The sequence below is a fragment of the Streptomyces sp. NPDC050509 genome, assembly GCF_044457965.1.
Lineage (GTDB): Bacteria > Actinomycetota > Actinomycetes > Streptomycetales > Streptomycetaceae > Streptomyces.
Genome location: NZ_JBITHL010000011.1, coordinates 109013 through 134075 on the forward strand (window position 1 = coordinate 109013; position 25063 = coordinate 134075).

General features: G+C 70.3%; 21 protein-coding genes and 2 pseudogenes. 13 read left to right on the forward strand and 10 right to left on the reverse strand.

Annotated elements, in window-relative coordinates:
- Positions 1-59: 59 nt before the first annotated feature.
- The 3 genes and pseudogenes from ACIBJC_RS29290 to ACIBJC_RS29300 all read right to left on the reverse strand — a co-directional run.
- Positions 60-533 (reverse strand): annotated as a pseudogene (locus ACIBJC_RS29290) (transcriptional regulator); the annotation flags it as partial.
- Between the two features lie 49 nt (positions 534-582).
- Positions 583-882, reverse strand: a pseudogene (locus ACIBJC_RS29295) (transposase); the annotation flags it as partial.
- A 40-nt stretch (positions 883-922) separates the two neighbouring features.
- The gene (locus ACIBJC_RS29300; RefSeq protein WP_399297532.1) at positions 923-1171 is read right to left on the reverse strand and encodes a transposase; all 249 of its coding nucleotides are present in this window, start codon (positions 1169-1171) and stop codon (positions 923-925) included.
- Between ACIBJC_RS29300 and ACIBJC_RS29305 the strand changes: the two genes are divergently transcribed.
- On the forward strand, positions 1170-1523 hold the full coding sequence (locus ACIBJC_RS29305; protein ID WP_399297534.1) for a hypothetical protein: 354 nt from the start codon (positions 1170-1172) through the stop codon (positions 1521-1523). The genes ACIBJC_RS29300 and ACIBJC_RS29305 overlap by 2 nt on opposite strands.
- An 87-nt stretch (positions 1524-1610) precedes the next feature.
- Here the strand turns inward: ACIBJC_RS29305 and ACIBJC_RS29310 are convergent, their stop codons facing one another.
- On the reverse strand, positions 1611-2531 hold the full coding sequence (locus ACIBJC_RS29310; protein WP_399297536.1) for an NmrA/HSCARG family protein: 921 nt from the start codon (positions 2529-2531) through the stop codon (positions 1611-1613).
- A 253-nt stretch (positions 2532-2784) separates the two neighbouring features.
- Here ACIBJC_RS29310 and ACIBJC_RS29315 point away from each other — a divergent pair, with 253 nt between their 5' ends.
- Positions 2785-3183, forward strand: coding sequence for a MerR family transcriptional regulator (locus ACIBJC_RS29315; RefSeq protein WP_399297538.1), 399 nt, complete (start codon positions 2785-2787; stop codon positions 3181-3183).
- 54 nt (positions 3184-3237) lie between these two features.
- Here ACIBJC_RS29315 and ACIBJC_RS29320 read toward each other — a convergent pair whose 3' ends face one another.
- The 3 genes from ACIBJC_RS29320 to ACIBJC_RS29330 form a co-directional block, all read right to left on the reverse strand.
- A complete protein-coding gene (locus ACIBJC_RS29320; protein ID WP_399297540.1) occupies positions 3238-4329 on the reverse strand; it encodes a CU044_5270 family protein in 1092 nt (363 codons plus the stop codon).
- Entirely contained in the window at positions 4326-4994 is a 669-nt protein-coding gene (locus ACIBJC_RS29325; protein WP_399297542.1) for an RNA polymerase sigma factor, read from the reverse strand. Before ACIBJC_RS29325 ends, ACIBJC_RS29320 begins: the two co-directional genes overlap by 4 nt.
- A gap of 769 nt (positions 4995-5763) precedes the next feature.
- Positions 5764-6828, reverse strand: coding sequence for a zinc-binding alcohol dehydrogenase family protein (locus tag ACIBJC_RS29330; protein ID WP_399297544.1), 1065 nt, complete (start codon positions 6826-6828; stop codon positions 5764-5766).
- Positions 6829-7531: 703 nt separating this feature from the next.
- Between ACIBJC_RS29330 and ACIBJC_RS29335 the strand changes: the two genes are divergently transcribed.
- Positions 7532-8794 (forward strand): amidohydrolase family protein, encoded by a 1263-nt coding sequence (locus ACIBJC_RS29335; protein WP_399297546.1) that lies wholly within the window; start codon positions 7532-7534, stop codon positions 8792-8794.
- A 410-nt stretch (positions 8795-9204) separates the two neighbouring features.
- Here the strand turns inward: ACIBJC_RS29335 and ACIBJC_RS29340 are convergent, their stop codons facing one another.
- On the reverse strand, positions 9205-9978 hold the full coding sequence (locus tag ACIBJC_RS29340; RefSeq protein ID WP_399297548.1) for an IclR family transcriptional regulator: 774 nt from the start codon (positions 9976-9978) through the stop codon (positions 9205-9207).
- 120 nt (positions 9979-10098) lie between these two features.
- On the opposite strand from ACIBJC_RS29340, the gene ACIBJC_RS29345 reads away from it, so the two are divergent.
- From ACIBJC_RS29345 to ACIBJC_RS29370, 6 genes are read left to right on the forward strand one after another with little or no spacing between them, the layout of a single operon-like run.
- The gene (locus tag ACIBJC_RS29345; RefSeq protein ID WP_399297550.1) at positions 10099-11175 is read left to right on the forward strand and encodes a cupin domain-containing protein; all 1077 of its coding nucleotides are present in this window, start codon (positions 10099-10101) and stop codon (positions 11173-11175) included.
- On the forward strand, positions 11172-12002 hold the full coding sequence (locus ACIBJC_RS29350) for a fumarylacetoacetate hydrolase family protein (RefSeq protein WP_399297552.1): 831 nt from the start codon (positions 11172-11174) through the stop codon (positions 12000-12002). Before ACIBJC_RS29345 ends, ACIBJC_RS29350 begins: the two co-directional genes overlap by 4 nt.
- On the forward strand, positions 11999-12724 hold the full coding sequence (locus ACIBJC_RS29355; RefSeq protein ID WP_399297554.1) for a maleylpyruvate isomerase family mycothiol-dependent enzyme: 726 nt from the start codon (positions 11999-12001) through the stop codon (positions 12722-12724). The genes ACIBJC_RS29350 and ACIBJC_RS29355 overlap by 4 nt, the downstream gene beginning before the upstream one ends.
- A 16-nt stretch (positions 12725-12740) precedes the next feature.
- Positions 12741-14294, forward strand: coding sequence for an FAD-dependent monooxygenase (locus ACIBJC_RS29360; protein ID WP_399297556.1), 1554 nt, complete (start codon positions 12741-12743; stop codon positions 14292-14294).
- Positions 14291-16348 carry an acetate--CoA ligase family protein gene (locus ACIBJC_RS29365; protein ID WP_399297558.1) on the forward strand — a complete coding sequence of 686 codons (2058 nt, stop codon included), beginning with the start codon at positions 14291-14293 and terminating at the stop codon, positions 16346-16348. The genes ACIBJC_RS29360 and ACIBJC_RS29365 overlap by 4 nt, the downstream gene beginning before the upstream one ends.
- Positions 16338-17999: a (2,3-dihydroxybenzoyl)adenylate synthase gene (locus tag ACIBJC_RS29370; RefSeq protein WP_399297560.1), complete on the forward strand. Its 1662-nt coding sequence runs from the start codon at positions 16338-16340 to the stop codon at positions 17997-17999. The genes ACIBJC_RS29365 and ACIBJC_RS29370 overlap by 11 nt, the downstream gene beginning before the upstream one ends.
- A 381-nt stretch (positions 18000-18380) precedes the next feature.
- Here the strand turns inward: ACIBJC_RS29370 and ACIBJC_RS29375 are convergent, their stop codons facing one another.
- A complete protein-coding gene (locus tag ACIBJC_RS29375; protein ID WP_399297562.1) occupies positions 18381-18752 on the reverse strand; it encodes an antibiotic biosynthesis monooxygenase family protein in 372 nt (123 codons plus the stop codon).
- A gap of 92 nt (positions 18753-18844) precedes the next feature.
- The gene (locus tag ACIBJC_RS29380; RefSeq protein WP_399297564.1) at positions 18845-19639 is read right to left on the reverse strand and encodes an alpha/beta fold hydrolase; all 795 of its coding nucleotides are present in this window, start codon (positions 19637-19639) and stop codon (positions 18845-18847) included.
- A 143-nt stretch (positions 19640-19782) separates the two neighbouring features.
- Here ACIBJC_RS29380 and ACIBJC_RS29385 point away from each other — a divergent pair, with 143 nt between their 5' ends.
- The 4 genes from ACIBJC_RS29385 (at position 19783) to ACIBJC_RS29400 (ending at position 24961) form a co-directional block, all read left to right on the forward strand.
- On the forward strand, positions 19783-20382 hold the full coding sequence (locus tag ACIBJC_RS29385) for a TetR/AcrR family transcriptional regulator (protein ID WP_399297566.1): 600 nt from the start codon (positions 19783-19785) through the stop codon (positions 20380-20382).
- Positions 20383-21189: 807 nt separating this feature from the next.
- Positions 21190-22278 (forward strand): amidohydrolase family protein, encoded by a 1089-nt coding sequence (locus ACIBJC_RS29390; RefSeq protein ID WP_399297568.1) that lies wholly within the window; start codon positions 21190-21192, stop codon positions 22276-22278.
- Positions 22279-22975: 697 nt separating this feature from the next.
- Positions 22976-23680 carry a response regulator gene (locus tag ACIBJC_RS29395; RefSeq protein WP_399297570.1) on the forward strand — a complete coding sequence of 235 codons (705 nt, stop codon included), beginning with the start codon at positions 22976-22978 and terminating at the stop codon, positions 23678-23680.
- 126 nt (positions 23681-23806) lie between these two features.
- Positions 23807-24961, forward strand: coding sequence for a sensor histidine kinase (locus ACIBJC_RS29400; protein ID WP_399297572.1), 1155 nt, complete (start codon positions 23807-23809; stop codon positions 24959-24961).
- Positions 24962-25063: the final 102 nt, after the last annotated feature.

A 25063-nucleotide genomic window follows, 5' to 3' on the forward strand; every position in this document is an offset into this window, starting at 1 on the left:
TCACGGTTCGATCCTGCTCGTCGCAGCACTGCGCTGAAGGATTTACGCGCGGCAGGTCGTCAGCGCGTCGGACCGGTGACCTTGTGGGTGCCGAGGACGGCGAGCAGTTCGAGGAAGTCGGCGCTGTCGGTGCCGGCCGCGGGGGTGAACCAGAGGAGCCGTTGTCGGCCGTCCTCGCTGAACCGGTTGAGGCAGTTGACCTCGATGAGACCGAGGACGGGGTGGTTGAGGCGTTTGCGGTCGTCGCGCCGGAACGCCACGTCGTGGTCGGCCCACAGGGCAGCGAATTCGGGGGAGGTGCTGAGCAGCGAGGTGATCATCGAGCCGGCTTCGGTGTCTTCGGCATCTCGTCGGGCGGCGGCTGCCCGCAGGTCGGCGACGAAGGCCCGGGACTGGCCCCCGTGATCAGCTTCGGGATACGGCTCCCGGGCGTCCGGGTCGGTGAACCACCGGTGGACGAAGCTGGCTTGAGCGCCCCGGAGGCCGGAGTGGTCCCCGAACAGCGCCACCGCCGGCGGGTTCGGCAATGGTGTGGGGGATGCCGCGCCGACGCAGGTGGGCGCGGATCCTGCGGGAGCTGTAGCCCTTGTCGGCGATGACGTGGTCGGGCCGGGTGCGGGGCCGGCCCGGGCCGGTGCGCGGGACTCGAACGGCGTCCATAACGTGCTCGAAGCGGGTGCCGTCGTTGGTGTTGACGCCCGTCAGGATGAAGCCGAGAGGGCGGCCCCGGCCGTCGCAGGCCAGGTGGATCTTGGTGCTCAGTCCTCCTCGGGACCGGCCGATGGCGTGAGCACCCGCTTCGTCCCGGTCGACCGCCCCCTTTTCCCGCCCGTCGCGTGCTGATGGGCCCGCACGATCGTGGAGTCCACCGACACCAGTCAGTCGATGTCACCGGCCGCGTCCCTCTCCGTCTGGATCGCCTTCAGCGTGCGGGAGAAGGTACCGTCCAGCGCCCACCTGCGGAAACGCGTGTAAAAAGGGTCTGCCAGGAACCGCAGCGTTCCGGCACGTCCCGCCGGGCGGAGCCGGTCCGGAGCTTCCGCACGGTCCCGTTCAGCACCACCCGGTCGTCCGCCCGGGGCCGCCCCGCAGTCCCCGAACTCGGCAACAACCGTGACAGCACGGCCCACTCCGCATCCGACAGCTCATGACGACGCACCACACCCGACATGATCTCCCATCACTCGATCAGTTTTGAAGACGACCCCTGGGACAGCACCTGGTCGAGACCGTCGCCTGCGCCGTCGTCGCCATCGGGCGGCGTCGCCCTCCTGGGCACCTTCACCGACCAGGGCCCCACCTCCGCGGCCCGTGCCTCGCTGACCGCCCTGCTCGCGGCCCTGTCCGAGTACCACGGCTTTGATCCCCAGGCCGCCGTGACCTTCGTCAACCCCGTCGACGGCGTGACCATGGACGTGCAGATGATCAGCGGCCACCAGGACCGGCCGGCCACCGAGTGCCCCGGCGCCGTGCTCCACGACGACCTGCCCGCGCTGCGTGCGGACGTGGCCTCGGCGCTCTGAACCACGTACCGCAGGGCAGGACAGGTCGGCGCCGTCTGCCGGTCGACAGCGCTCCGGGGTCCGACCGGATCGTACGCAGGGCCTCGTTCAGCGCAGAGCGATGCCCGTGTCCGTGGGACGGAGCGCCTCCGCGAGGAGGCGCGCACCAGGGCCCGCCAGCCAGCGGTCGAAGCGCAGCAGGAAGGGGAACTCCGCGCGCAACGCGTCGAGGTTCGTCCTTCCCACCAGCCTGCCGGAGTCGACGAGTGCTGCCGATCCGCCGAGGGCTTCATCCTGCTCCAGCAGCGTCGTCGGCAGACGGCCGTAGCTGATCGGCCGGCCAACGGCCTGGGCCAGATGTCCGGCCAGGCCCTTGCCGGTGAGAGCGTCACCGGCGATCTCCTCGGTGTGGCCGGCGTAGCGCTCGGGTGAGCCGAAGACCGCGGCGGCGATCCGGCCGATGTCGCGTACCGCGATGAACTGCATGGTCTGGTCGGGGCGCATCAGGAAGGACATGCGCCCTCGGTCGAGGCCCATTCCGGGGAGAACCAGGGTCTCCATGAACGTGGCCGGCCGGATGATGGTGCTGGCGATGTCCAGATTCCGGACATGGGCCTCGATGCGGCTCTTGGTGTCGAGGTGGGCGACGCCCGTCGGTGTCGGCCCCGCAGCGACCGTCGAGCTGTAGACGAGGTGGGCGACGCCGCAGCGCTCGGCGATGTCGGCCACCGTCGTGCCGAAGCGGACCTCGTCCTCGTTGGTCACGACGGCGCCGGCCTGGCCTGTATTCGGCTGGACGCTGAAGACGCCATGGGCGTCGGTGAAGGCCGCGCGGAGCGACTCCGGATCGCTGAGGTCACCGCGAACGGTTTCGACGCCGGCGGCGGAGAGGGATCGGGCCCGGTGGCCGGACGGATCGCGTACGACCGCACGCACCGCCCAGCCGTCGGCCCGCAGCGCTGCGGCGACCGATCCTCCCTGCTGTCCCGTGGCGCCCAGGACGACGACGGTTCTGTCGATGTCGGTCATGCCAACCACGCTGTGCTCTCGGCGATCACGGCCGTGTTCCTGACGAGCATTGCTCATCCTTTCCGGGGTACTGAGAAGCGAGTTGGGCGAGGTTTCCGGGACGGTCTCCCGATTGCGGTCGGCTTACGGAAACGTGCTGGTCATGGCGTGCTCCAGATCACGGAAGGGATGGCCCGCGCTGGCGTCCGCTACGCTAAAACCTGACGCCAACGTCAGGTGCAAGCCGGAGGTGGCTTCGAGTCGGGAGGCCGGGATGCGGATCGGCGAGGTCGCCGCGAAGGCAGGAGTCAGCGTCAGGGCGCTGCGCTACTACGAGCAGCAGGACTTGCTGCACTCCACCCGGAATCCGGGTGGTCAGCGCCAGTATCCGGCCGGTGCGGTCGAACGGGTCAGGCTGATCCAACAGCTCTACTCCGCGGGCCTGCCCAGCAGAACCATCCGCAAGGTACTGCCGTTCGCCGACTCCGGTGCGGTGTCAACGGAACTGCTGGAGCTGCTCGCTGCCGAACGCGACCGCCTCAACCGGCAGATGACGGACCTGCGGGAAGTGCGCAAGCGGCTGAACGACTGCATCACCGAGGCGCACAAGCAGGACCCGGATCCCCTCTGCCTGCCTACCGGTCCCCAGAACGGAACAGAAAACGCATCGTGAGGTAGAGGGGCGGCGGCCCGAGCGGAGTCCCGCCCCGGCAGCTCCCTGCCGGGATCAGGTCGTCGTCGACGGCTTCTCGGTCGACGGCTCTTCGCGGAGGGCGTCGACGACCGCGCGCTCCAGGACCGCCGACTTGTTGATCAGGGTGCCCTTCTTGCCCATGGAGGTGTCCCTGATGAGGTAGCTCCGTTCGCCCAGGTACTCCAGGGTGGTCGAGTCGAAGATCCAGGCGGTGCGCCAACCGGCCCGAGTGTCGTCGCGGGCCACGCCGATCCCGTGCCGACCGCCCGCGTCCACCGCGTCGGAGTCCACGGTCACGCCGGGGATCTTCGCCGCGGCCTTGTAGAGGGCGGCCGCGGTCTTCGGCGGCATCAGCGTCTCCCGCAGCAGCTCACCGATGGCGTCGAAGGTGTCCTGGGCCTGGTCCCGCTCCTCGGCCGGGGTGTCGCGCGCGTCCTGGTCCCGGGTGATCTCGGTGGTGAGCCGCCGGAGCAGGACGTCGGGGTCGGTGGGCAGCGAGGCCAGCCACGTGTACGTCGGCCGGTTGAGGCCCGCCGGGTAGCCGACGGCGGGCTCGCCGTCCGGGACCCCGACGGTGATCGGGGCGTACGAGCCGTCCTCGTGGATCAGGCCGATATCGATCACCGGCCCCGTCTTCTGTGACATCCAGGCCTCACGCTCGCCGGGCTCGGTCAGTTTCACCGGGCCGCCGAAATCGCCGTCGTTCCGGGTCTGCAGTGTCTTGACGTACACGAACTGGTCGTCGCTGACCTTCTGTTCGCCCTTCTTCGCGGCAGCCGAGGCGACCCGGTCGAGCAGCACGGCCGCGCCACGCGGGGCCGTGGCCTGGGAACCCGTGCCCGCGGCGGACGGTGCCGGAGCGCGGTCCTGGCCGGTCACGGCGAGCGTGGTCAACAAGACTCCGCCCAGGGCGAGTCCGGCGGCGGGCAGCAGGACGGCGGGGCGCAGGAGGCGGGGGCGGGGGCGTGCGGGGGCGCGGTCGCCGTCCTGGTCGATCAGACGCATCAGGGTGTCCTTGTGGTGGAGATGACGGCCAGGGGGCAGGTCCCGTTCGGCCGGGGCCGGCAACAGCCGGGCCAGTTCCTCGCGTTCGGCCCGCTCGGGGCCGGAGGTACGGTCGCTCATCGGGCTTCCTCCTGGATGGGCAGGGCCACGAACGCGGCCCTGCTCTCTACCTCTCCGCGGCGGGGGCGGGGTTCCCTTCCGGATCGGACCGCTTCTCCGGGGAGTGCTTCTCGCGCGGACCCGTCCGGCGTCCGGCCGAGTTCCTCGTCGGTGAGCCGGCGCAGCCGGGCACGGGCGCGGGACAGGCGCGACCGTACGGTGCCCACCGGGATGCCCAGGGCCTCCGCGGCCTCGGCGTAGTCCAGCCCGGACCAGACACAGAGGGCCAGCACTTCGCGTTCCTGGCGGCGGAGCCCGCCCAGTGCCTGCCGGACCGCGGCGAGCCGCCGTGTGTCGTCGACGTGTCCGGCCGTGGCGTCCGCGATGTCCGCCACCGGTTCCGGGGCGGGGCGGCGGGCCAGGAAGGCCAGGCGCCGCCCTGTACCGCGATTGGCGTTGCGGGCCTTGTTCGTGGCGATCCCGAGCAGCCACGGCCGCAGCGAGTCGCCCTCCGGCTCGACGGCGTGACGGGTGCGCCAGGCGGCCAGGAAGGTCTCGGACAGAACCTCCTCGGCCGTCGACCAATCGCCCGTCAGCCGGTAGGCGTGGTTGTAGACCGCCCGCGCGTACTCCTCGTAGAGCGCGGCGAACGCCTCGCGGTCGCCCGCCCGGATTCGTGCGCGCATGCGCTCCCGATCTTCCTGTTCATCACATCTCACACCACCTACCTCTCCGGCCGGGCCGAGGAGTTCCCGTGACCCGCGCCACACCACGGGGCCGCTGATACCGGACGCGGATCCACGGACCACCGGGGAGACGCGGCCTTCCGCTGCTGCCCCACGGCTGAGACCGGCCGGGGACCGAGATCAGGGTCCGCGCACCGGTCTGGAACTTCCAGGCGATCCCGTCGATCACTCCACGGTGGTGGGCTGCTTGACGAACCGTAGGGGTATCAGGACCGCCTCCGTCCACCGCGCCGCTCGTCAGGTCGGTGCCCTTGTGCTGAGCCCTGGCCAGGGCGCCGAGGAAGCGGGTGTCGGGAACGACGGCGAAGCACGCTGCGGCTCTGGCTTGCTGCCTGGCCGCGTGTGCGAACGCCCCCCGAGCAGGCGCTGCAACAGTACGAGGCGGCACGGAGGAGAGCCTGCGGTGCAGCCGTGAACCCTTGCGTGCTCTTACCGCTGAGTGCGCCGAGCCTGCGGGTCGTCGAGCCTGCGGGTCGTCGGGCACGGCGCTGGTGTCCTTGACAGTGAGTCGTGCACATGGCCGCTTGGGCGTCGCTGTTCAAGGAGACATCACCCGCTGTGAGCCGGCTCCCCGGCCCGCGGATCCGGGGTGGGTCGACCAGCTCTCGGTCACCGAGCGGGACGCCTGCAAGTGGGACGACAACAGCGGTACCACCGACCTCTGGCGGGGTGGTGCCGCCTTCACCTCTGCAGTGATCGGCTCGGGGTGTCAGGGCAGGAGGAGTACTTTGCCGGTCTGTCGGTGGCTTTCGAGGTAGGTGTGGGCTTCGGCGGCCTGTTCGAGGGGGTAGGCACGGTCGATGATCGGGGTGATCTTTCTGTCTGCCAGTAGTTCGAGGCACAGCTGCTGGTCGCGCAGGGTGGCGCCGCGCACGCTGGCGATTGTCACCTGTTGGCCGATGAGGGCGAGTGCGTCCAGTTCGAGGCGGGATCCCTGGTCGGTCGGTGTGCCCAGGACGATGACAGTGCCGCCGAGCCGTATGCAGGAAAGGGAGAGCTGGAAGAAGTCGTTGCCGCCGACACAGTCCCAGACGGCGTCCGCGCCCAGACCGCGCGTCAGCTCCCTGACCTGTGCCGGCAGTCGGGGATCGGTGGAGTGCACGATGTGGTCGTAGCCGAGTTTGGTGAGGGCTTCGTCGCGGTCCGGTTTGGTGGTGGTGCCGATGACGGTGGCTCCGCTCAGCTTGGCCAGTTGTGCGCAGGCGATGGCCATTCCGCCGCTGGCGCCGGTGATGACCACCGTGTCGCCGGGACCGACAGGTGCCTGCCGCGCGCAGTTGAGCGGAGTGGTGTAGGTCCACATGGTGGCTGCGGCTGTCTCGTAGTCGACGCCGTCGGGGATGGGCAGGATGGCGTCCTGGCGGCGGGCGACGTACTGGGCGTATCCGCCGAAGACCTGGTGTCCGGGGTAGGCGGTGTCGATGCACAGGTTTTCGAGTCCGCGTACACACAAGGCGCAGTTACGGCACGGCGGGTGCGGAAGCTGCACCACCCTGTCGCCGGGGCGCCACCTGGTGACGTTCTCGCCGGTGGCGACGACTTCACCGGCCGCGTCCCGGCCGAGCTGGAACGGCACAGGCCACGGCGGGCGTCCCGGGAGGGGCTGCGGCAGGTTGCCCGACCGGTAGCGCAGGTCCCAGCTGTTGACGGCCGTGGCATGCACGCGCATCAAGATGTCATCCGGGCCGACCTCGGGAATCGGCGCCTCGATGTACTTGAGCACCTCGGGCCCGCCGTGTTCGAACAGGCGGACCGCCATCATGGTCTGTTCCACTCTCACGTTCCTTCAGATCGTTACGCAATTCACCACAGGCTCCACACAGATGCCCGCGCCTCACCCGCCCCGGCGACGCCGTGGGCGAGCGGATCCCGGCCAGGCGGCTCACCAGGGCCGGACCACGAACGCAACAGCGACCGAATCCGGCGCACCCGACGCTCGGCACCCCCGACGCAGCCACATCGGCAGCCGCCACACGTTGACAGCCCGCCCCTGCTCTTGGATGCGAGTCATGAGAAAAATTCGAGCCTACGCAGCTTCCTTGCTGGCCTTGACTGGAAAGTACCCTAGAACTAGCTTGGCTCTAGTTCAAGAGAGGGGAGACGGCAGTCCCACGTCACCCAGGAGCGCTCTGTAGCGGCATGAACCAACACCTCCTCTGCTCGGACGCTGATGGTCAGGTGGCACGCAGGGACGAGCATCAGCGACCTACCGAGAAACTGCCTGACCTCTCGGGCCGGCTCCGGCCCGAGAGAGTGCACTCGCAGTCGGCCCCAGTCGCCGGACGCGGCCCGCCGACTCTGCGAGCCGATCAGGACCAGCCGGTCACGACCAGCACCCTGACTGACGCCATGCCTTCAGCGGCCGCGGCTGGAAGGGCCGTCGGACCACTGGCGAACGACGCGCGCACCCTCGCGGAGCGCAACAGCCATTGACAGGACCCCGGCAATCACCCGCGCGCCCTTGAGGGAGAGTGGACATGCCCGACGACCGTCCCTTCCAAGCCGTGACTCCGCCCGCCGAGCCCCGCACCAAACCTGCTGCCGAGGCCACCCGGCGAAGATTCATCGCAGCGACCGCCGCTGCTTCAGGAGCCGCCGTGGTCGGCGGTCTGGTCGCGGGGTCGCCCGCGCGGGCAGCCGAGGCCGTGCCCGGCAGCCGGGTCTCCACGGCGGTCACCGGCGTCCAGGGAGCCGACCCCAAGCACCCGACGTCAGGTCCGCCGCCCAGGCCCGCAGGCGGCCGCTCGAAGGACCATCGGAACACTTCGGAGGAAAAGATGCGCATTGTGGCCGTTGAAGAGGCGTTCTCCGTTCCTGGAGCCATCCGGCAGGAGGAAGCGATCCGTCAGCACATGGCGGTGCCGGCGGCGATCAAACAGGAGTGGTTCCGGCGCCTGGACGATCTGGCCGAGCTGCGGCTGGCGGACATGGACGCGAACGGCGTCGACGTCCAGGTCCTCTCGTATTCCACGCCGGGCGTGGAGGTGATGGAGGATCCCGCGGAGGCCGTGGCTGCCGCGCGGCAGATCAACGACTGTCTCGCCAAGGCCATCGCCGCCCATCCGACCCGCTTCGCGGGCTTTGCCACCCTTCCGTTGCAGGATCCCGAGGCTGCGGTCGTGGAGCTGCGCCGGGCGGTGACGGAGCTCGGTTTCAAGGGCGTGCTGTACAACGACCATGTGCGGGGCCACTACCTCGACGAGCCGCAGTTCAGGCCGGTATGGGCCGAACTGGAGCGCCTCGGTGTGACGTTGTATCTGCATCCGGCTGTCGTTCCGGCCGACAACTGGCATGTCTTCGACGGGTATCCCGTGCTGGTCGGGCCCTCCTGGGGATGGACCGCGACGACGGGTGCCCATGCGCTCCGGCTGATCTACGGCGGAGTGTTCGACGAGTTCCCGCGCGCGTCGGTGATGTTGGGCCACATGGGCGAGCTGCTGCCGTTCCAGATGGCCAGGCTCGACAGCCGCTACGACCAGGTGCCCCCCGAGCACAGGGTGCAACACCTGCCCTCGTACTACCTGCGGAACAACGTGTACGTCACCACCAGCGGAGTCATGTCGCATGCAGCGCTGCTGGGAGCCGTCCATGCCGTGGGTGTCGACCGGGTGCTGTTCTCCATCGACTACCCGTTCGAGTCCAGCGCTGCGGCGGTGGAATTCCTGCGCTCCGCACCGTACGCGCCGGCCGACCTCGCGAGCTTCGGGCACGGCAACGCCGAGCGCGTTCTGGGACTGTGACGAGCCACGATGCCGAAAGGGTGGGGGCATCGACGTACGGAACGCGGTCGGCGTCGAACGGCCCCAGCCCGGTGAACGGTCAAGGTGGCGGCCGCCGGGATCAACCCGGGCGAGGCCGCGATCCGGCACGGGATCCTGTACGACGGGTTTCCGGTGGCGTCCTGCGGGCCGGACGGCGACCTCGCAAGGAGCATCGACTCCGCGGGCGCGGCGAGGCGCGGCACCAAGATGGACGTTGCGCGGTGGCGAGGGCAATGTGCCGCCGAGTGTCACCACACTGATCGCCGATGGTGATGGACTACAGCTGCCGCCCTCCCCGGGATGCCCTTCGCAGAGGTCGTACGGCATGCCTCGAAGACGCTACGGCGCACGCCACCATGCGGTTTGACAGTGGTGTGCGCCGCTGCCGTTCACAGACCCTCACCGATGTCCCGCGCGGTCGCGAGCAGAGGCTGGGACAGTTCAGCGAGCCTTGGGCGGGTGCAGCGGACAGACGGAGCCGCCACGACCACGGCAGCCACGGCGGCGCCCGTACGGTCGCGCACACACGCGCCGACGGCGTGCACTCCGCGCTCGCTCTCCTGAAAATTGAGGGCGTAGCCGTGGCGGCGCACGGACACCAGCTCGTTCATCAGGCTCTCGAAGTCCTTGGGAGCTTTGGCCCGGTCCTCGGGGAGCCCGTTGGGGTAGAGGGCCCGGAGCCGGTCAGCCGGCAGTGCCGCGAGCAGGGCCTTGCCGCCCGAGGTCACGTGGGCGGGCAGGAGTGTGCCGGTGCGGTAGCTGACGCGCAGCGCCTGTGGGCCTTCCACGCCGTCGAGGAAGCGGCTGCCGTTGCCCTCGAGCACCATCAGGTGGGTCGTCTCCCGGACGGCGTCCGCCAGCCGTTGCAGGTGGGGGTGGGCGATGGTGATCAGGTCCGGAGGAGGGGCCGCCTGGCTTCCCCTGATCGCCTGCAGAGCCGGCCCCGGGCGGTACACCTTGTGGCGGTCCTGCACGGCGAATCCCTCGAAGACGAGCATCGCGAGGATCCGGTGCGCGGTCGAGCGCGCGACGCCGAGCCGGTCGGCGACGTCCATCACCCGAAGCTCGTCGAGCTCGTGCAGGAGTCGGACGACGCGCAGGGCGTTGCCGGCGGCGCTCACCGGATACGAAGGGCTCGGCGAAGGGCTGCCTGAATTCTTCATAGAGGAATCCTACCCTTCCAGGATTCCGATGAGGGGAAATCGCGGCGTAGCGTCAGGGACGGCGCGGAACGATGCGCGCTTCTTCCGGCGGTCGCCGTACAACACGACGTGGAGGTTTCCGTGACCGACACCACCAGCGAACAGACCGAGCGCAAGCTGCTCAACGAGCTGTACGCGGACTTCGAGGACGCGGGCCTGATCCCGCTGTGGACCCAGGTGGACGGCCTCATGCCGATGGTGCCGCAGCCCGCCGCGGTTCCTCACCTGTGGCGGTGGGCGGAGCTGCTGCCCATCGCACAGCGCTCCGGAGAACTCGTACCGGTGGGGCGTGGCGGCGAGCGCCGCGCCATGGCCCTGTCCAACCCCGGTCTTCCGGGCCTGCCTTACGCCACTCCGACCCTGTGGACCGCGATCCAGTACCTGGGGCCGCGCGAGGTCGCCCCCTCGCACCGGCACAGCCAGGGAGCCTTCCGGTTCGTGGTCGAAGGCGAGGGCGTGTGGACCAACGTCGACGGGGACGCGGTGGCGATGCGGCGGGGTGACCTGCTGCTCACGCCGAGCTGGGCCTTCCACGAGCACCAGAACGTCACCGATGAGCCGATGGCCTGGCTCGACGGCCTGGACATCCCGCTCGTCTCCAAGCTGGACGCCGGCTTCTTCGAGTTCGGCCCCGACGAGCTCGCCACCCGCGAAACCCCCGAGCGCTCGCGCGGCGAGCGACTGTGGGGCCACCCCGGGCTGCGCCCGATCGGCCGGCCCGACCAGCCCAACTCCCCGCTGAACGCGTACCGCTGGGAGCACACCGACGCCGCCCTGACCGCCCAGCTGGAGTTGGAGCAGGAGGGTGTGCCCGGCGTGCTCGAGCCCGGGCACGCCGGAGTCCGCTTCTCGAACCCCACCACCGGCAGGGACGCCCTGGTCACGATGCGCACCGAGATGCGCCGCCTGAGGGCCGGCACCCGGACCACCCCGGTGCGCACGGTCGGCTCCGCGGTCTGGCAGGTGTTCGAAGGCGAGGCGGTCGCCCAGGTCGGAGACAAGGTCTTCGAGATCGCCAAGGGCGACCTGTTCGTCGTCCCGTCCTGGTGCGAGGTCTCGCTGTCCGCCCGCACCCAGGTCGACCTCTTCCGTTTCAGCGACGAGCCCGTCTACGAGGCCCTCGGCCTCGCCCGTACCTCTGGAGGAGAACACAAATGAAGCTCGCCACCATCCGGGTCGACGGCACCACGCGTGCGGTCCGCGTAGACGAGGACAAGGCCGTGGACCTCGGCGAGAGCGACCTTGTGGCCTTCCTGCGCCACGGTGACTGGGCGACGCGTGCCGCGGACGCCGATGGTGAGACGTACGAAGGCGCCCTGGACTACGCCCCCGTGGTCGTCGCGCCGGAGAAGGTCGTGTGCGTCGGTCTCAACTACCGCACCCACATTCTGGAGATGGGCCGCGAACTCCCCTCGCACCCGACGCTGTTCTCCAAGTTCGCGCGGGTGCTGGTCGGTGCGTACGACGACGTGACCCTGCCCGCCGCGTCCACGCAGATGGACTGGGAGGCCGAGCTCGGCGTCGTCATCGGCGCCGAGGTCCGGCACGCCGACACGGAGCAGGCGCGGTCCGCGATCGCCGGGTACACCGTGCTCAACGATGTCACCGCCCGCGACTGGCAGTACCGCACCACCCAGTGGGACCAGGGCAAGAACTTCGAGGCCACCACGCCCATCGGACCGTGGCTGGTGACCGCCGACGACCCCGCGGTCTCCGTACAGGGCCTGAACCTGACGTGTGAGGTCGACGGCGACACGGTCCAGAAGGCCGACACCGGTGACCTCGTCTTCGACCCGGCCGCACTGGTCGCGTACCTGTCCGAGGTCGTCACCCTCGTGCCCGGCGACGTGATCGCCACCGGCACTCCGGGCGGGGTCGGCCACGCCCGCAAGCCCGCCCGCTATCTGCAGGACGGATCACTCCTCGTCACCCGGATCGAGGGGATCGGCGAGACCCGCAACACCTGCCGTCGGGAGACACGGTGAGCGAACGCCCTGCCGCGATGCTGGAGCAGGCGGCCAAGGGCACGGCGGCCTTCGAGGCCGCCGTGCACCGGCTGACCGACCCGGGATTCACCAGGTGCTCGTACCTGCCGGGCTGGAGCCGCGCCCACGTCGTCGCCCACGTCGCCCGCAACGCCGACGCACTCGTCAACCTGCTGGTCTGGGCGCGTACCGGTGTCGAGACGCCCATGTACGCAAGTGGCGACCAGCGGGCGCGCGAGATCGAGGAGGGCGCCCGGCAGCCGGCCGAAAAGCTGCGTGCCGGGCTGCTCGCGGCCGACGGCCGTCTCGCCGAGGAGCTCGCCGCGCTGCCCGACGGGTGCTGGGCTGCGACCGTCCGCACCGCGCGAGGCCGTGAGGTGCCCGTCTCCCAGGTGCCCTGGATGCGGGCGCGCGAGGTATGGGTCCACGCCGTCGACCTGAACATCGACACCGGCTTCGACGACGTGCCGCACGACGTGTGCGCGGCCCTCGTCGACGACGTGGCCGCCTCCTTCCCCGGCCGACCGGACCGTCCCCGCGTCCGGCTGCGGTCCGAGGCCGGTGCCCACACCTGGCTGCTGGGCGACTCGGCCGACGTCGAGCCGGTCGTGGTGAGCGGTGACCTGCCCAGCCTGGCCGCCTACGCGACCGGGCGCCCCGTCCCCGGCCCGTTGTACCCGACCGGCGGGGGATCCCTGCCGAAGCTGCCCGCGTGGCTGTGAGCACGAAGGAAAGACGATGAAAGTTGCCTGCATCGGCGCAGGTCCCGGAGGACTGTTCTTCGCCACACTGCTCAAGCGGAACCGGCCCGGCGCCGAGGTCGTGGTCTTCGAACGCAACCGCCCCGACGACACGTTCGGCTTCGGAGTGGTGTTCTCGGACGCCACACTCGACGCCATCGACGCCGCCGATCCCGTCCTCAGCGAGGCGCTGGAGAAGCACGGCCGGCACTGGGACGACATCGAGGTCCGCGTGCACGGGGCACGGGAGCGCGTCGGAGGCATGGGCATGGCGGCTGTCGTACGCAAGACGCTGCTGAGCCTGCTGCAGGAACGGGCTCGCGCCGAGGGCGTGCAGATGCGTTTCCAGCACGAGGTCCGCGATCCCGCCGAGCTGGACGACTTCGACCTGGTCGTGGTGTGCGACGGCGCCAACAGCCGCTTCCGCACCCTGTTCGCCGACGATTTCGGACCGACCGCCGAAGTGGCGAGCGCCAAGTTCATCTGGTTCGGCACCACCTACGCGTTCGACGGCCTCACTTTCGTCCACCAGGACGGTCCCCACGGTGTCTTCGCCGCCCACGCCTATCCGATCAGCGACTCGCTGAGCACGTTCATCGTCGAGACCGACGCGGACTCATGGGCCAGGGCCGGTCTCGACGCCTTCGATCCGTCGACCCCGCCGGGCACGAGCGACGAGAAGACCAAGAGCTACCTGGAAGACCTGTTCCGCGAACAGATCGACGGACACCCGCTGGTCGGCAACAACTCCCGCTGGGCCAACTTCACCACCCGCAGGGCCCGTTCGTGGCGACGGGGCAAGTGGGTGCTGCTGGGCGACGCGGCGCACACCGCGCACTTCTCTGTCGGGTCCGGCACCAGGATGGCCATGGAGGACGCGGTCGCACTGGCCGAGGCACTGGGGGAGACGTCACACGGCGTGCCGGAGGCACTCGACCTGTACGAGGAGCGCCGCCGCCCCAAGGTCGAGAGGATCCAGGACTCGGCGCGGCCCAGCCTGTCCTGGTGGGAACACTTCGGTCGCTACGTCCGCTCCTTCGACGATCCCACGCAGTTCGCCTTCCACTTCCTCACCCGCAGCATCCCGCGGGGCAAACTCGCCGTGCGCGACGCGTCGTACGTGGACCGCGTCGACGGATGGTGGCGGCGACGTCACGACGCGGGGCCCCTGAAGACGCCTTTCCGGGGCGGGCCGTACCGCCTTCCCACGCGGCGGGTGACGGTCGACGACGACGTCCTGACCGGGACCGACGGCACCGGTATCCCGATGGTCCCCTTCAGCGGTCAGCCGTCGGGGGTGGGCGTGTGGATCGACGCCCCGGACACTGAGGAGGGTCTGCCGCTCGCCCTTGATCAGGTGCGTGAGACGGCGGAGGCGGGCGCCCTGCTCGTCGGAGTGCGCGGCGGTACGGCGCTGACCCGCGAACTGGTCGCGGGGGAGGCCCGGCTCGTGCACAGCCTGCCCGCCGCGATCGTCGGCGCGTACGACGACGACACCGCGACCACGCTCGTGCTCTCCGGCCGGGCCGACCTCGTTGGAGGCAGCAAGTGAGCGCCCTGGAAACGCTGTTCGCACCCCGAGCCATTGCCGTGCTCGGCGCATCGGCCACGCCCGGGAAACTCGGCGCGGCGATGGCCGACTCCCTGGCTTCCTTCCCGGGGCCGGTGATGAAGGTCAACTCCGGTCGCCCGGACCCCGATCGGGGCTTGTTCCCCACCGTCGGCGAGGCCGCCGCAGCCCACGACATCACACCCGACCTGGTCGTCTCCTGCATTCCGGCCGCCGTGACCGCCGACGCCCTGCGCGAGGCGGCAGCCGTCGGTGCCCGCGCGGCACTGGTGTGCGCCGGCGGATTCGCGGAAGCCGGGGGTGACGGTGCGCTGCACCAGCAGGTGTTGGCCGAGGTGGTGCGGGACACCGGCATCCGGGTCCTCGGACCGAACACCTCAGGTTTCCTCGTCCCCCACCGACGGCTCACGGCCAGTTTCGTCCCGGGCGCGCCCGACCTGGAACCGGGTCCGGTGGCGGTCGTGGCCGCGAGCGGCGGCGTGAACCACGCGCTGGCGTTCGCCCTGGCCGAGGCCGGCGTCGGCCTGCGCCTCGGGGTCGGGCTGGGCAACAGCCTGGACGTCACCCAGGGCGACGTCCTGCGCCACCTCGCTGAGGACGACGGCGTACGGGCCGTCGCCCTGCACGTGGAGACCGCCGCGGAAGGCCGGCGCCTCACCGAGGCGGTACGGCGTCTGGCCGATCGTGTCCCCGTGGTGGCCCTGGTCGTGGGCCGTAGCGACATCGGAGACTTCGCCCGCTCCCACACCGGTGCCCTGGCCACCTCCTGGCGCGTGACCAGGACGGCGCTGCGCCAGGCCGGAGCCGTCCTCGTCGACGACGAGCGCGACCTCGTGGACGCCGTCACCGCACTCAGCCGCGTACGCCTCCCCGCCAACCCGCGCCCAGGCATCGGCCTGGTCACCGCACAGGCCGGACCGGGACTGCTGCTCACGGACGACCTGCGCTCCCACGGCATCCAGGTTCCCCCGCTGGTGGAACGGACGGTGAAGGAGCTGCGCGCGCTGCTCCCGGCCCTCACCCATCTGAACAACCCCGTCGACACCGGCCGTCCTTCGCCCGTGCTCACGCAGGTGGTGGAGCGGGTCTCGGAGGACCCCGGCATCGACGTCACCGCCGTGTACGGGCTGCTGGAACCGACGGCGGTGGACCTCCCGGCCGCGCTGACCGCTGCCCGTACGGCCACCCCGCTCGTCGCCGTCGTCGGCGGACCCGTGGAGCAGGCGCGGCGGACCCGCCGTGAACTCGGCGAAGCCGGCATTCCCTGCGCGGCCACGCCGGCCTCCGGATCGGCGATGGTGCGCGCGCTCGTCGAGGACGCGGCTGCCCGCACCCGACTGGCGGCTGTCGTCACCGCCTCCGATGCCCCCACCCTGCCCCCGCCGGGCCCGGTCGACGAGCACACCGCCAAGGGCGTCCTCGCGGACCTGGGCATCCACACGCCCGTACGGCGCGTGTGTGCCGACCCAGCCGCAGCGCACGCGGCTCTCGATGAGCTCGGCGGACCGGTCGTCGTGAAGATCCTCGACGCGGACATCCTGCACAAGACGGAAGTGGGCGGGGTCCAGGTCGGCATCCGCACGCACGAGGAGCTCGACGAAGCCCTCGCCCGCATGCCCGCGAGCCCCGCGCTGCTGGTCGAACAGATGGCCCCCGCGGGACCCGAACTCATCGTCGGCGTACGCCGCGACCCGGTCTTCGGCCCCGTGCTGGCTCTGGGCGCCGGGGGAACGGCTGCCGAAATCCTCGGCGACGTCTCCCTGCGCCTCGCGCCTCTGTCCGCGAACGAGGCCCACGCGATGCTCGACGAGCTCGCCACCCGCCAGATGTTCCTCGGCGCGCGCGGCGCCGCCCCGGTCGACCGCGCGCGACTCACCCGCGTGCTGCTCGCCCTCGCCTCCCTCGCCGCCGACGATGCCGTGGCCGAGTGCGAGATCAACCCTTTGCGCGTCCTGCCCGACGGCGACGTCGTCGCGCTCGACGCCGTACTGCTGCTGCGAGACGCCCGGGATCAAGGAGGATCCGATGACACGTGAGGGATTCGTGCCCTGGCCCAAGGAGGCGGCCGACCGCTACCGCGAGGCCGGGTACTGGCGTGGCAGGCCACTGGGCTCGTACCTTCACGAGTGGGCCGAAGCCTACGACGACACGGTGGCCGTCGTGGACGGGGACATGCGCCTGACGTACCGTCAACTGATCGACAGAGCAGACGGATTGGCATGCCGTCTGCTGGACAGTGGTCTCAACCCCGGTGACGCGATGCTCGTCCAGCTGCCCAACGGCTGGGAGTTCGTCACCCTCACCCTCGCCTGTCTGCGGGCCGGAATCGCTCCCGTGATGGCGATGCCCGCGCACCGCGGTCACGAACTGCGCTACCTGGCGGCACATGCCGAGGTCACGTCGATCGCCGTACCGGACCGACTCGGCGACTTCGACCACCAGGCCCTGGGGCGTGAGATCGCCGAAGCCACCCCGAGCGTACGGCTGTTGCTCGTCACGGGTGGCACGGTCGGCACAGACGCCACGGATCTGCGCGCCCTGGCGGAACCGGCCGACGATCCGGTCGCCGCACGGGCCCGGCTCGACCGGATCGCCCCGGACAGCGGCGACATCGCCGTCTTCCTGCTCTCCGGAGGCACGACCGGACTGCCGAAGCTCATCACCCGCACCCATGACGATTACGAGTACAACGCTCGGCGCAGCGCCGAGGTCTGCGGCCTCGACTCCGACTCCGTCTACCTGGTGGCGCTGCCCGCCGGGCACAACTTTCCCCTGGCCTGCCCCGGCATCCTGGGCACCCTCATGAACGGCGGCCGGGTCGTCCTGGCCCGCACCCCGGAGCCCGGCAAGGTGCTGCCACTGATGGCCGCCGAGGGCGTGACCGCCACCGCCGCCGTACCGGCCGTCGTCCAGCGCTGGATCGACGCGGTGGCCTCCGGCCGCCACCCCGCCCCGCCCGCACTGCAGCTGTTGCAGGTGGGTGGCGCCCGCCTCGCGCAGGAGGTGGCCCGCCGCGCCGAACCCGTGCTCGGTGGCACGCTCCAGCAGGTGTTCGGCATGGCAGAGGGGCTGTTGAACTACACGTGCCCTGGCGACCCCGACGACATCAAGATCGAGACGCAGGGGCGTCCCATGTGCCCGGACGACGAGATCCTCGTCGTCGACGCCTCCGACGAACCGGTCCGGCCCTGCGCGATGGGCGCCCTGCTCACCCGCGGCCCGTACACCCCACGCGGCTACTACCGTGCCGCCGAGCACAACGCCCGTGCGTTCACGCCCGACGGCTGGTACCGCACCGGTGACGTCGTACGGCTGCACCCGTCGGGCAATCTCGTCGTCGAAGGACGAGACAAGGACCTCATCAACCGGGGCGGCGAGAAGATCTCCGCCGAGGAGGTCGAGAACCTGATCTACCGCCTGCCCGGTGTCGCCCGCGTCGCGGCCGTCGCGAAGGCCGATCCGGACCTGGGGGAGCGGGTGTGCGCCGTCGTGGTCGTCGAGCCGGGGACCCACTTGAGCCTCGAATCGGTCCGTGCCGCCCTCACGGCGATGCAGGTGGCGCGATACAAGCTCCCGGAAGACCTGCTGGTCGTGGAGGAGTTGCCGCTGACAAAGGTCGGCAAGATCGACAAGAAGCGTCTGCGGGATGTCGTCCGTGGCAAGGCGGACTCCGTCGAGGCGGTGTGACTGCGCTCGCCGCGGCGGCGAACGGGCCGACGGCGTTGCGGTGACGCTCCCGCTTCCCCGGAGGGAGTCGAACGGCTTCGCCGGCCTTCTGGCGGTACCCGGGGAAGCAGCTCCGGGTACCGCCATCGCCGCCGACCCGCCCCGACCGTCGGACCAGCTGCGGGATGTACCCCGGCCTGGTGACCAGCGATATGCGTCCTCGCGTACGTCCTGCCGCTGAGTCCTTCTCTGCGCGGACCAGGCCGAGTACTTCGAGCACCGGCCGGCCGGTCAGGAGGACACAGCTCGGCGTCGTCGGCGCGAGCCCGCGGCTGAGCAGGGACCGAACGTCGCCACACGTCGTGCGCGTGGCGAACGGCCGCCGGAATCGGGTAGCGGTCGTCATTCCCCTTCGCAGACGCCCTCGACGGCGAACTTCTGGTACAGGTGCGGGTAGGCCACGGTACCGGCGGGGTAGCTCCCCAGATGCGAGGCGAACTCCGGCGTGCCGAGCGCTGCACGGAGGTGCTCCGTGGATTTCCAGACTGCGACGTTGGTGAAAAGCCGGCTGCCGCCGATGCCCCGGTACAGCTGCACCGAGAGGAGGCTCCCCGACTTCTTCATGTACTCCGCGTCGTCCGTCCAGGCGGCCACCACCTCGTCCTCCTTGCCCTCCGGGGCGACAAAGGTGTTGATGACGGTGACCGGGCCGGCCTCCTCCTTCTGCTGGTCGTGGAAGTGGGTGGACTCGTCGAGGTGGCCGAACTTGAGCATGATTCCTCCATGAACTCGCGTGTGATGAGGTGTGATCAAGGGGCGGTCCGGGTGAGGGGCCAGGTCCCTGCGGCACCGCCCGTGGTGTGCGTTCAGGCGTGGTGCTTGTCGAGGAAGTCGGTGATGAGCTGCAGCCACTCGTCGGGCCGCTCCAGCATCGGCAGGTGGCCGGTGGCGATTTCGGCGAGTTGGGCGCCGGGGATGGTCTCGGCGAGCCGGCGGTGCAGGGCGGTGGAGGTGAGCCGGTCGTCGGTGGTCGAGACGACCAAGGTGGGGACCGCGATGCCGGCGAGGTCGTCCCGGACGTCGACCTGGCCGACGAGGTCGGTCTGCTCGGAGCTGCCGTCGGCCGCGCCGGCGGCGACGTAGCCGAGGGTCTGCCGCAGCTGCTCGGCGGGCATGGACTCCAGCGCCTGGGTGCCGAGGGCCATCATGAGCTGGAATTCGGCGAGCAGTTCGCGGTCGCCGGAGGCGGCGATCCTGCTCCAGACCGAGGAGGCGAGAGCGAGCCGGTTGTCGCGGTGCGGGAAGGCCGCGGTCAGGACGAGTGCGGTGACACGCTCGGGGTGGCGGGCGGCGGCTCGGATGGCGACCGGGCCGCCGAGGGAGAAGCCGGACACGGCGAAGCGGTCGAGGCCTTCCGCGTCGGCGGCGGCGACGAGCTGGTCGGCGAGGTCGTCGACGGACAGCGGAGTGGTGGAGCGGGGGGTCTCGCCGCTACCGGGGTAGTCGACGCCGACGACGGTGTGGCGGGCGGCGAGGGATTCCAGGACGGGCCCGTAGGTGCCGGCCAGGCTGCTGCCGGCGCCGTGGGCGAGGAGCAGGCCGGGGCCGGAACCGAGGCGAGTGCGGGCGAACGTGGGTGCGATCAGGTTGCGAGGTGACATGGCCGTCTGCCTTTCGAATGCGCCGACACGCAAGAATCATCCAGCGCGTGTGATTACTTCTCCAGGTCTATCACACGGAGCGTATGATTGATACCTGTGGCGTCAATCACACGCTCCGTATGATGTGCCGGTAGGGTGGCGGCATGAAGCAGCCCCTCCACCGCCGTCAGCCGACCCCGGGCAACCCGCGCGTACAGCGCACCCGCAATCGCGTGCTGGCCGTCGCGCGGGAACTGCTGCCTCAGGTCGGGCCGGCCGGGCTGACCTACGCCCTGCTGGCCGAGCGGTCGGACGTCACCCGCCAAACCCTCTACCGGCACTGGCCCACCCGAGCCGCGCTGCTCTTCGACCTCGTCCTCGAAGGCCCTGACCTCGGCACCTACCCCGAACCGGGCAGCGACGTGGGCGCCGTGGCCACCGCCTGGCTGAAGAGCCTGCGCGCCGGCGTCAGCGTGCCGGCCGTGCGAGCCGCGGCCCTGGCCGTCACCGCCCAGGCCGATCACGACCCCGACAGTGCGAGGGCGCTCGTCCGCATCGGCGAAGACCGCTACGTCGGCTTCAACAGGCTGCTGGAGCCTTCGGGCATCCAGATCAGCGACGACGAGTTCACCCTGCTCTACGGGCCCGTCCTCGCCCGGCTCTTCCTCGACCGCGGCCAGGTCACCGACGCCTTCATCGACGCCGTCGTGGCCCAATGGCTCACCACGCTGCAGCCTGCCGACGCACCGCAGGACTCCCGGTAGTAGTAACCGAAAGCTCCCGACAGAGAGGAACAACCGCGGCCCGGGTCCGCAATGGGAACGCCGTCGGGTACTCCCGGACGTGCTCGCCGACCCCTGGTCGGCCGCGCCGGTGTGGTCGACCACCGATCTGAGCGAGGCCCTGCACCGGTACGAAGCTCTCGAAGGCACGGACGTCAGTCCGGCGATCGGCTTCATGGAGGCTTCATGTGCTGAGTGGTACGTGCTTCACGAGGCGGCTGTTGTCTGGCGGTCATGCACACGTACTCCTCGTCCCGCCGGTGGACAACGTCGACCACCCTGCTGTGCGGCACCTGACTTCGGCGGTCGGCACCGCGCTGTCCCGTTCCGTCGTGACCGGCGCGTTCCTTGGTACGGGGTCGGCCAGGCACATGGAGCCCGCTGGACACGAGCTCGGCGCTGACGCACTGCATAAAGGAACCGCCGGCCTACGCGGCTACGTCGGCGCTATGGGTTCCCACGCCTGAGCGCCGGACCGGCCTGTTGGCGGCAACCAGCCCGGCCGAGGAGCGACTTGACCGCTCGCGCTCCGCGGTCGGCCTGGACCGCGCGCCCGCCCGCCCGAGGAGAGAGCAATCTCCACCATCGCGGGGACCATCGCCCTCCCGCGCAGGCCCTGCCGGCCTGGCGACGGCGCCGTGACGCACGCACACACGACCTGACTCGCACACAGAATGAAGAGGGGAACCGGAAATGAACCTGCGACGGAACATCTCGCGTCGAAGGATGATCGAAGGAGCATCGGCCGCGGCGCTTGTCACGGCGGCTGCGGCCACGGTGCCTGCTGCCATGGCCAGTCCGGATACGGCAGCGTCCGGGCCGGGGCTACCGAAGGGCAACTGGCGTATTGACACCCACGCGCACTACTCCCCCGACGTGTACAACGACTACCTGAAGCGCTATGGCCTCCTCGGCGCCATTACCGGGGCGTACGGTCCCTGGTCGGTAGATCGGCACCTGGCCTTCATGGACCAGTACCGGATTCAGGCCAGCGTCCTGTCGTTCGGCGACCTCCAGGTCACCGTCGGCCCGGTCGACGACCGGCGCGCCACCGCCCGCGCGGTCAACGACTACGCACGCGACCTCGTGCAGACCCGGGGTGACCGGTTCGGGATCTTCGCGGTCACCCCGATGCCCGACATCGAGGGCTCGGTGGCCGAGGTGGACCGCGCGCTCGGCGAACTGGACCTCGACGGCATCTGCCTGCTGACCAACTACAAGGGCACCTACCTGGGGGATCCTTCCTTCGCTCCTCTGTACGAGATCCTCAATGACCGTGGTGCCTACGTCTACGTCCACCCGACGGGTCCGGAGGTGAACCCGGCTCCGAAGCTCTGCTTCGGCCCTGACATCCCGGCTGGGAACAATGTCTTCGAGTACACGTTCGACGCGACCCGTGCGATGACGAGCCTGATCTACAACGGTGTCCTTCGGGACTACCCGAACATCCGCTGGCACTTCACGCACAGCGGCGGGGCACTGCCGTTCCTGGCCTACCGGCTCGCGACCCGCCACTCGGCCTTCCCGCCGTTCAACGAGGTGCTGCCGGAAGGCCCCCTCACGTACATCAAGCGGCTGTACTTCGACGACGCGCAGGCGTTCACCGCCGCGCAGTTGCAGCCGCTGTCGTCGCTTGTGCCCGCCGACCACATCATGTTCGGCAGCGACTGGCCGGCGACCCGCCACCTCTACGCGGCCGACAACGTCGAGACGATGCCCTTCCTCAAGGGCAGCCTGCCGCTTCTCAAGGCAGGCGACCCCGAACCGACCGTCGACGACATCTACAGCCGGCGTCAGCGGATCGCTCTTGAGCGGGACAACGCCCTCGACCAGTTCCCGAAGCTGCGGGCGCGTATACGCCGTGCCGGCTCGCGCTGAGCCGCGACCGCACACCAGGGCGCCGTCCGTTGCCCCGTGGACGGGGCAGCGGGCGGCGCCCTGTGCAAAGGTCAGAGCCGACCCACGGGGAGGCACTGACGGAAATCGGCGTCGGCGGCCGGGCGAACGCGGCACGCAGGACGGGAAAGCCGGTGCCGGGACCGGTGGAGAAGGGGAGCACGGTGCGTCGGCCGGCCTCCCACCGCACCCCGTTCCATCCCGCCTCCCGCGTCTTCTGGAGGAGATCGGCTCCGACGGCGAGCGCATCCCGTCCCACTTCGCCGTCTGCCGGAGTCCGGCGCCCGCCCCGCGCCGACGGGGGACACGGGTGGCGGCCACGAACCACTTCGTGCCGGAGAATTCCTGGACCACACCCGGCTTCCGGCCCGACTCGCGGGCGGCCAGGAACCATGACAAGACGCGCGCCTGCGTCCTGTTGGTGGGCCGACCTGGATGCGTTGGGCGAGATCGTCGGTGAAAGTTCCTGCGCTGGGCACCCTTGCCGACTCCCAGCTGCTCGGCGCCCCGGCGGCGCGGCGCTCGTTGGGCGAGGCCGGCCCACAGAGCGTCGCCGGCCACGACAGACACCGTACGCTGGCGGCATTCGAGGCCCTCTGCCTCCGTGCCGCCGGTGCCCCTGCGGCCATGCCGCCCTTTCTCCTCCCTCTTCCTATCTCGGCGATGGAAAGCGAGCACGATGAGTACGCAGCGCGTTCTGGTCGTCGATGACGAGCCCAAGATCCGCATGACCGTGCGCGGCTACCTGGAGGCGGACGGGTTCGACGTCGTCGAAGCCGCGGACGGACGGTCCGCTCTGCAGGCGGTCACCCGTGACCGGCCGGACCTCGTGGTGCTCGATGTGATGCTCCCGGGGCTGGACGGATTCCAGGTCCTGCGCCGCATCCGGGAAGCGAGCCAGATTCCGGTGATCATGCTCACCGCCCGGGACGAGGAGGTCGACCGGCTGATCGGCTTCACCACCGGCAGTGACGACTACGTCACCAAGCCGTTCAGCCCCCGCGAACTGGCACTACGGGTGCGCGCCATCCTGCGCCGCGCCGACAGCCGGTCCGAGGCGGACCACGAGGACGGCGTGCTGTGCTTCGACGGACTGACTGTCGATCCCGCGACGCGGACCGTGCTGGTCGATGCCGACCGAACGGTGGAGCTGTCCGCTCTCGACTTCGATCTGTTGTTCGCGTTGGCCCGTGTCCCCGGGCGGGTCTTCACCCGGCGCGGCCTGCTGGCCCAAGTATGGGGCGATGACTTCTTCGGCGACGAGCGCGTCGTGGACGTGCACATCCGCACGCTGCGGCGCGCGCTGGGCGACGACGCGGGCGCACCCCGGTTCGTGGGAACCGTCCGCACCATCGGCTACCGATTCATCGGGCGCACCGCCTAGGGTCTTTCGTTTGGGTCCGGCTGGGTCAGGGAGCGCCCGCCGCGGCAGCGGCTGATGTCACGGCGGGCACGCGAGCCCAGCAAGATCCGAACGAGAGGCCCTGGCGGCCAGGAAGGACACCCACCCATGCCTGCCCCCCGCTTTCCGGCCTACCACCGGTCTCGTGCGCGGCTGCGCCGAATCCAGCAGCGGATGTCGCTCCGCAACCGGCTGGTGCTCTCGCACGTCATGGTGCTCCTCCTGGCACTGGCGGCCATGGCGGCGATCAGCGCGCTGATCGAGGTGTGGCTCGGTTTCGACGACATCGAAGGCGATGTGGTCCTGCAGATCGGCCTCTTGTTCGGAGGGGCCGCGGCATTCCCGGCGTCCGTCGCTCTGTCCCGGTTTCTGCTGCGTCCGCTCGACAGGGTGCGCGCCGCGACGCGCCGGCTCGCCGAGGGACACTACGACGACATCCTCGAACTTCCCAGCGAGCCGGGCCTGGCAGCGCTGGTCCAAGACGTCAACACGCTGGCGGCTGCCCTCGCCGACACCGAGCGCCGCCGCGCCCGGCTGATCTCCGAGGTCGCCCACGAGATGCGCACCCCCATCACCATCCTTCGCGGCCAGATAGAGGGCATCGCCGACGGCATCTTCACGCCCGATGAGGCGATGTTCGCCTCCCTTACCGACGACCTCGACCGGCTGCAGCGCCTGGCCGGCGACCTCTCCAGCCTGTCCCGGTCGGAGGAGGGCGCCTTCGATCTTCGCCGCAGGCCCACCGACGTGGCCATGCTGGCTCGGAGCACAGCCGAGCGACTGCGCCCCCAGTACGACGACCAGATGGTGACCCTCGTCGTTGACGCAGACACACCCGTCGCTGCTCTCTGCGACCCGGACCGGATCACCCAGGTCCTGGTGAACCTGCTCGGCAACGCACTGGCCGCATGCGACCGGCAAGGACGTGTGGCGTTGTCCGTGCACGCTGAACCGTCTTCCGCGCACCACGTGATCGTCCGCGTCATGGACGACGGCATCGGCATCGCCGAACACGACCGGGAGCGCATCTTCCACCGCTTCGAACGCCTTGAGCATCCCGGCCGACCCGCTGCCGTCGGCGGAAGCGGCATCGGCCTGACCATCGCCCGGGGCATCGCCCGAGCCCACGGCGGAGACATCACCGCGGAATCCGCCGGCCCGGGCCAGGGAGCGACGATCACCTTGCACCTACCGCAGGATCACGTTCCCGCGGGCGGCCTGCCTCCGGTCTCCCCCGACCCAGCGGCCCCACAGCGGTTGTGACGAGCACGTCGCGGTGGCGAAGGGCGCCGAGCAGTGCGCTCAGTGGTCCCCTCGCCGACTCCGGAGTCGGCGAGGGCGACATCGAAAGGCGCCGCGCACCCG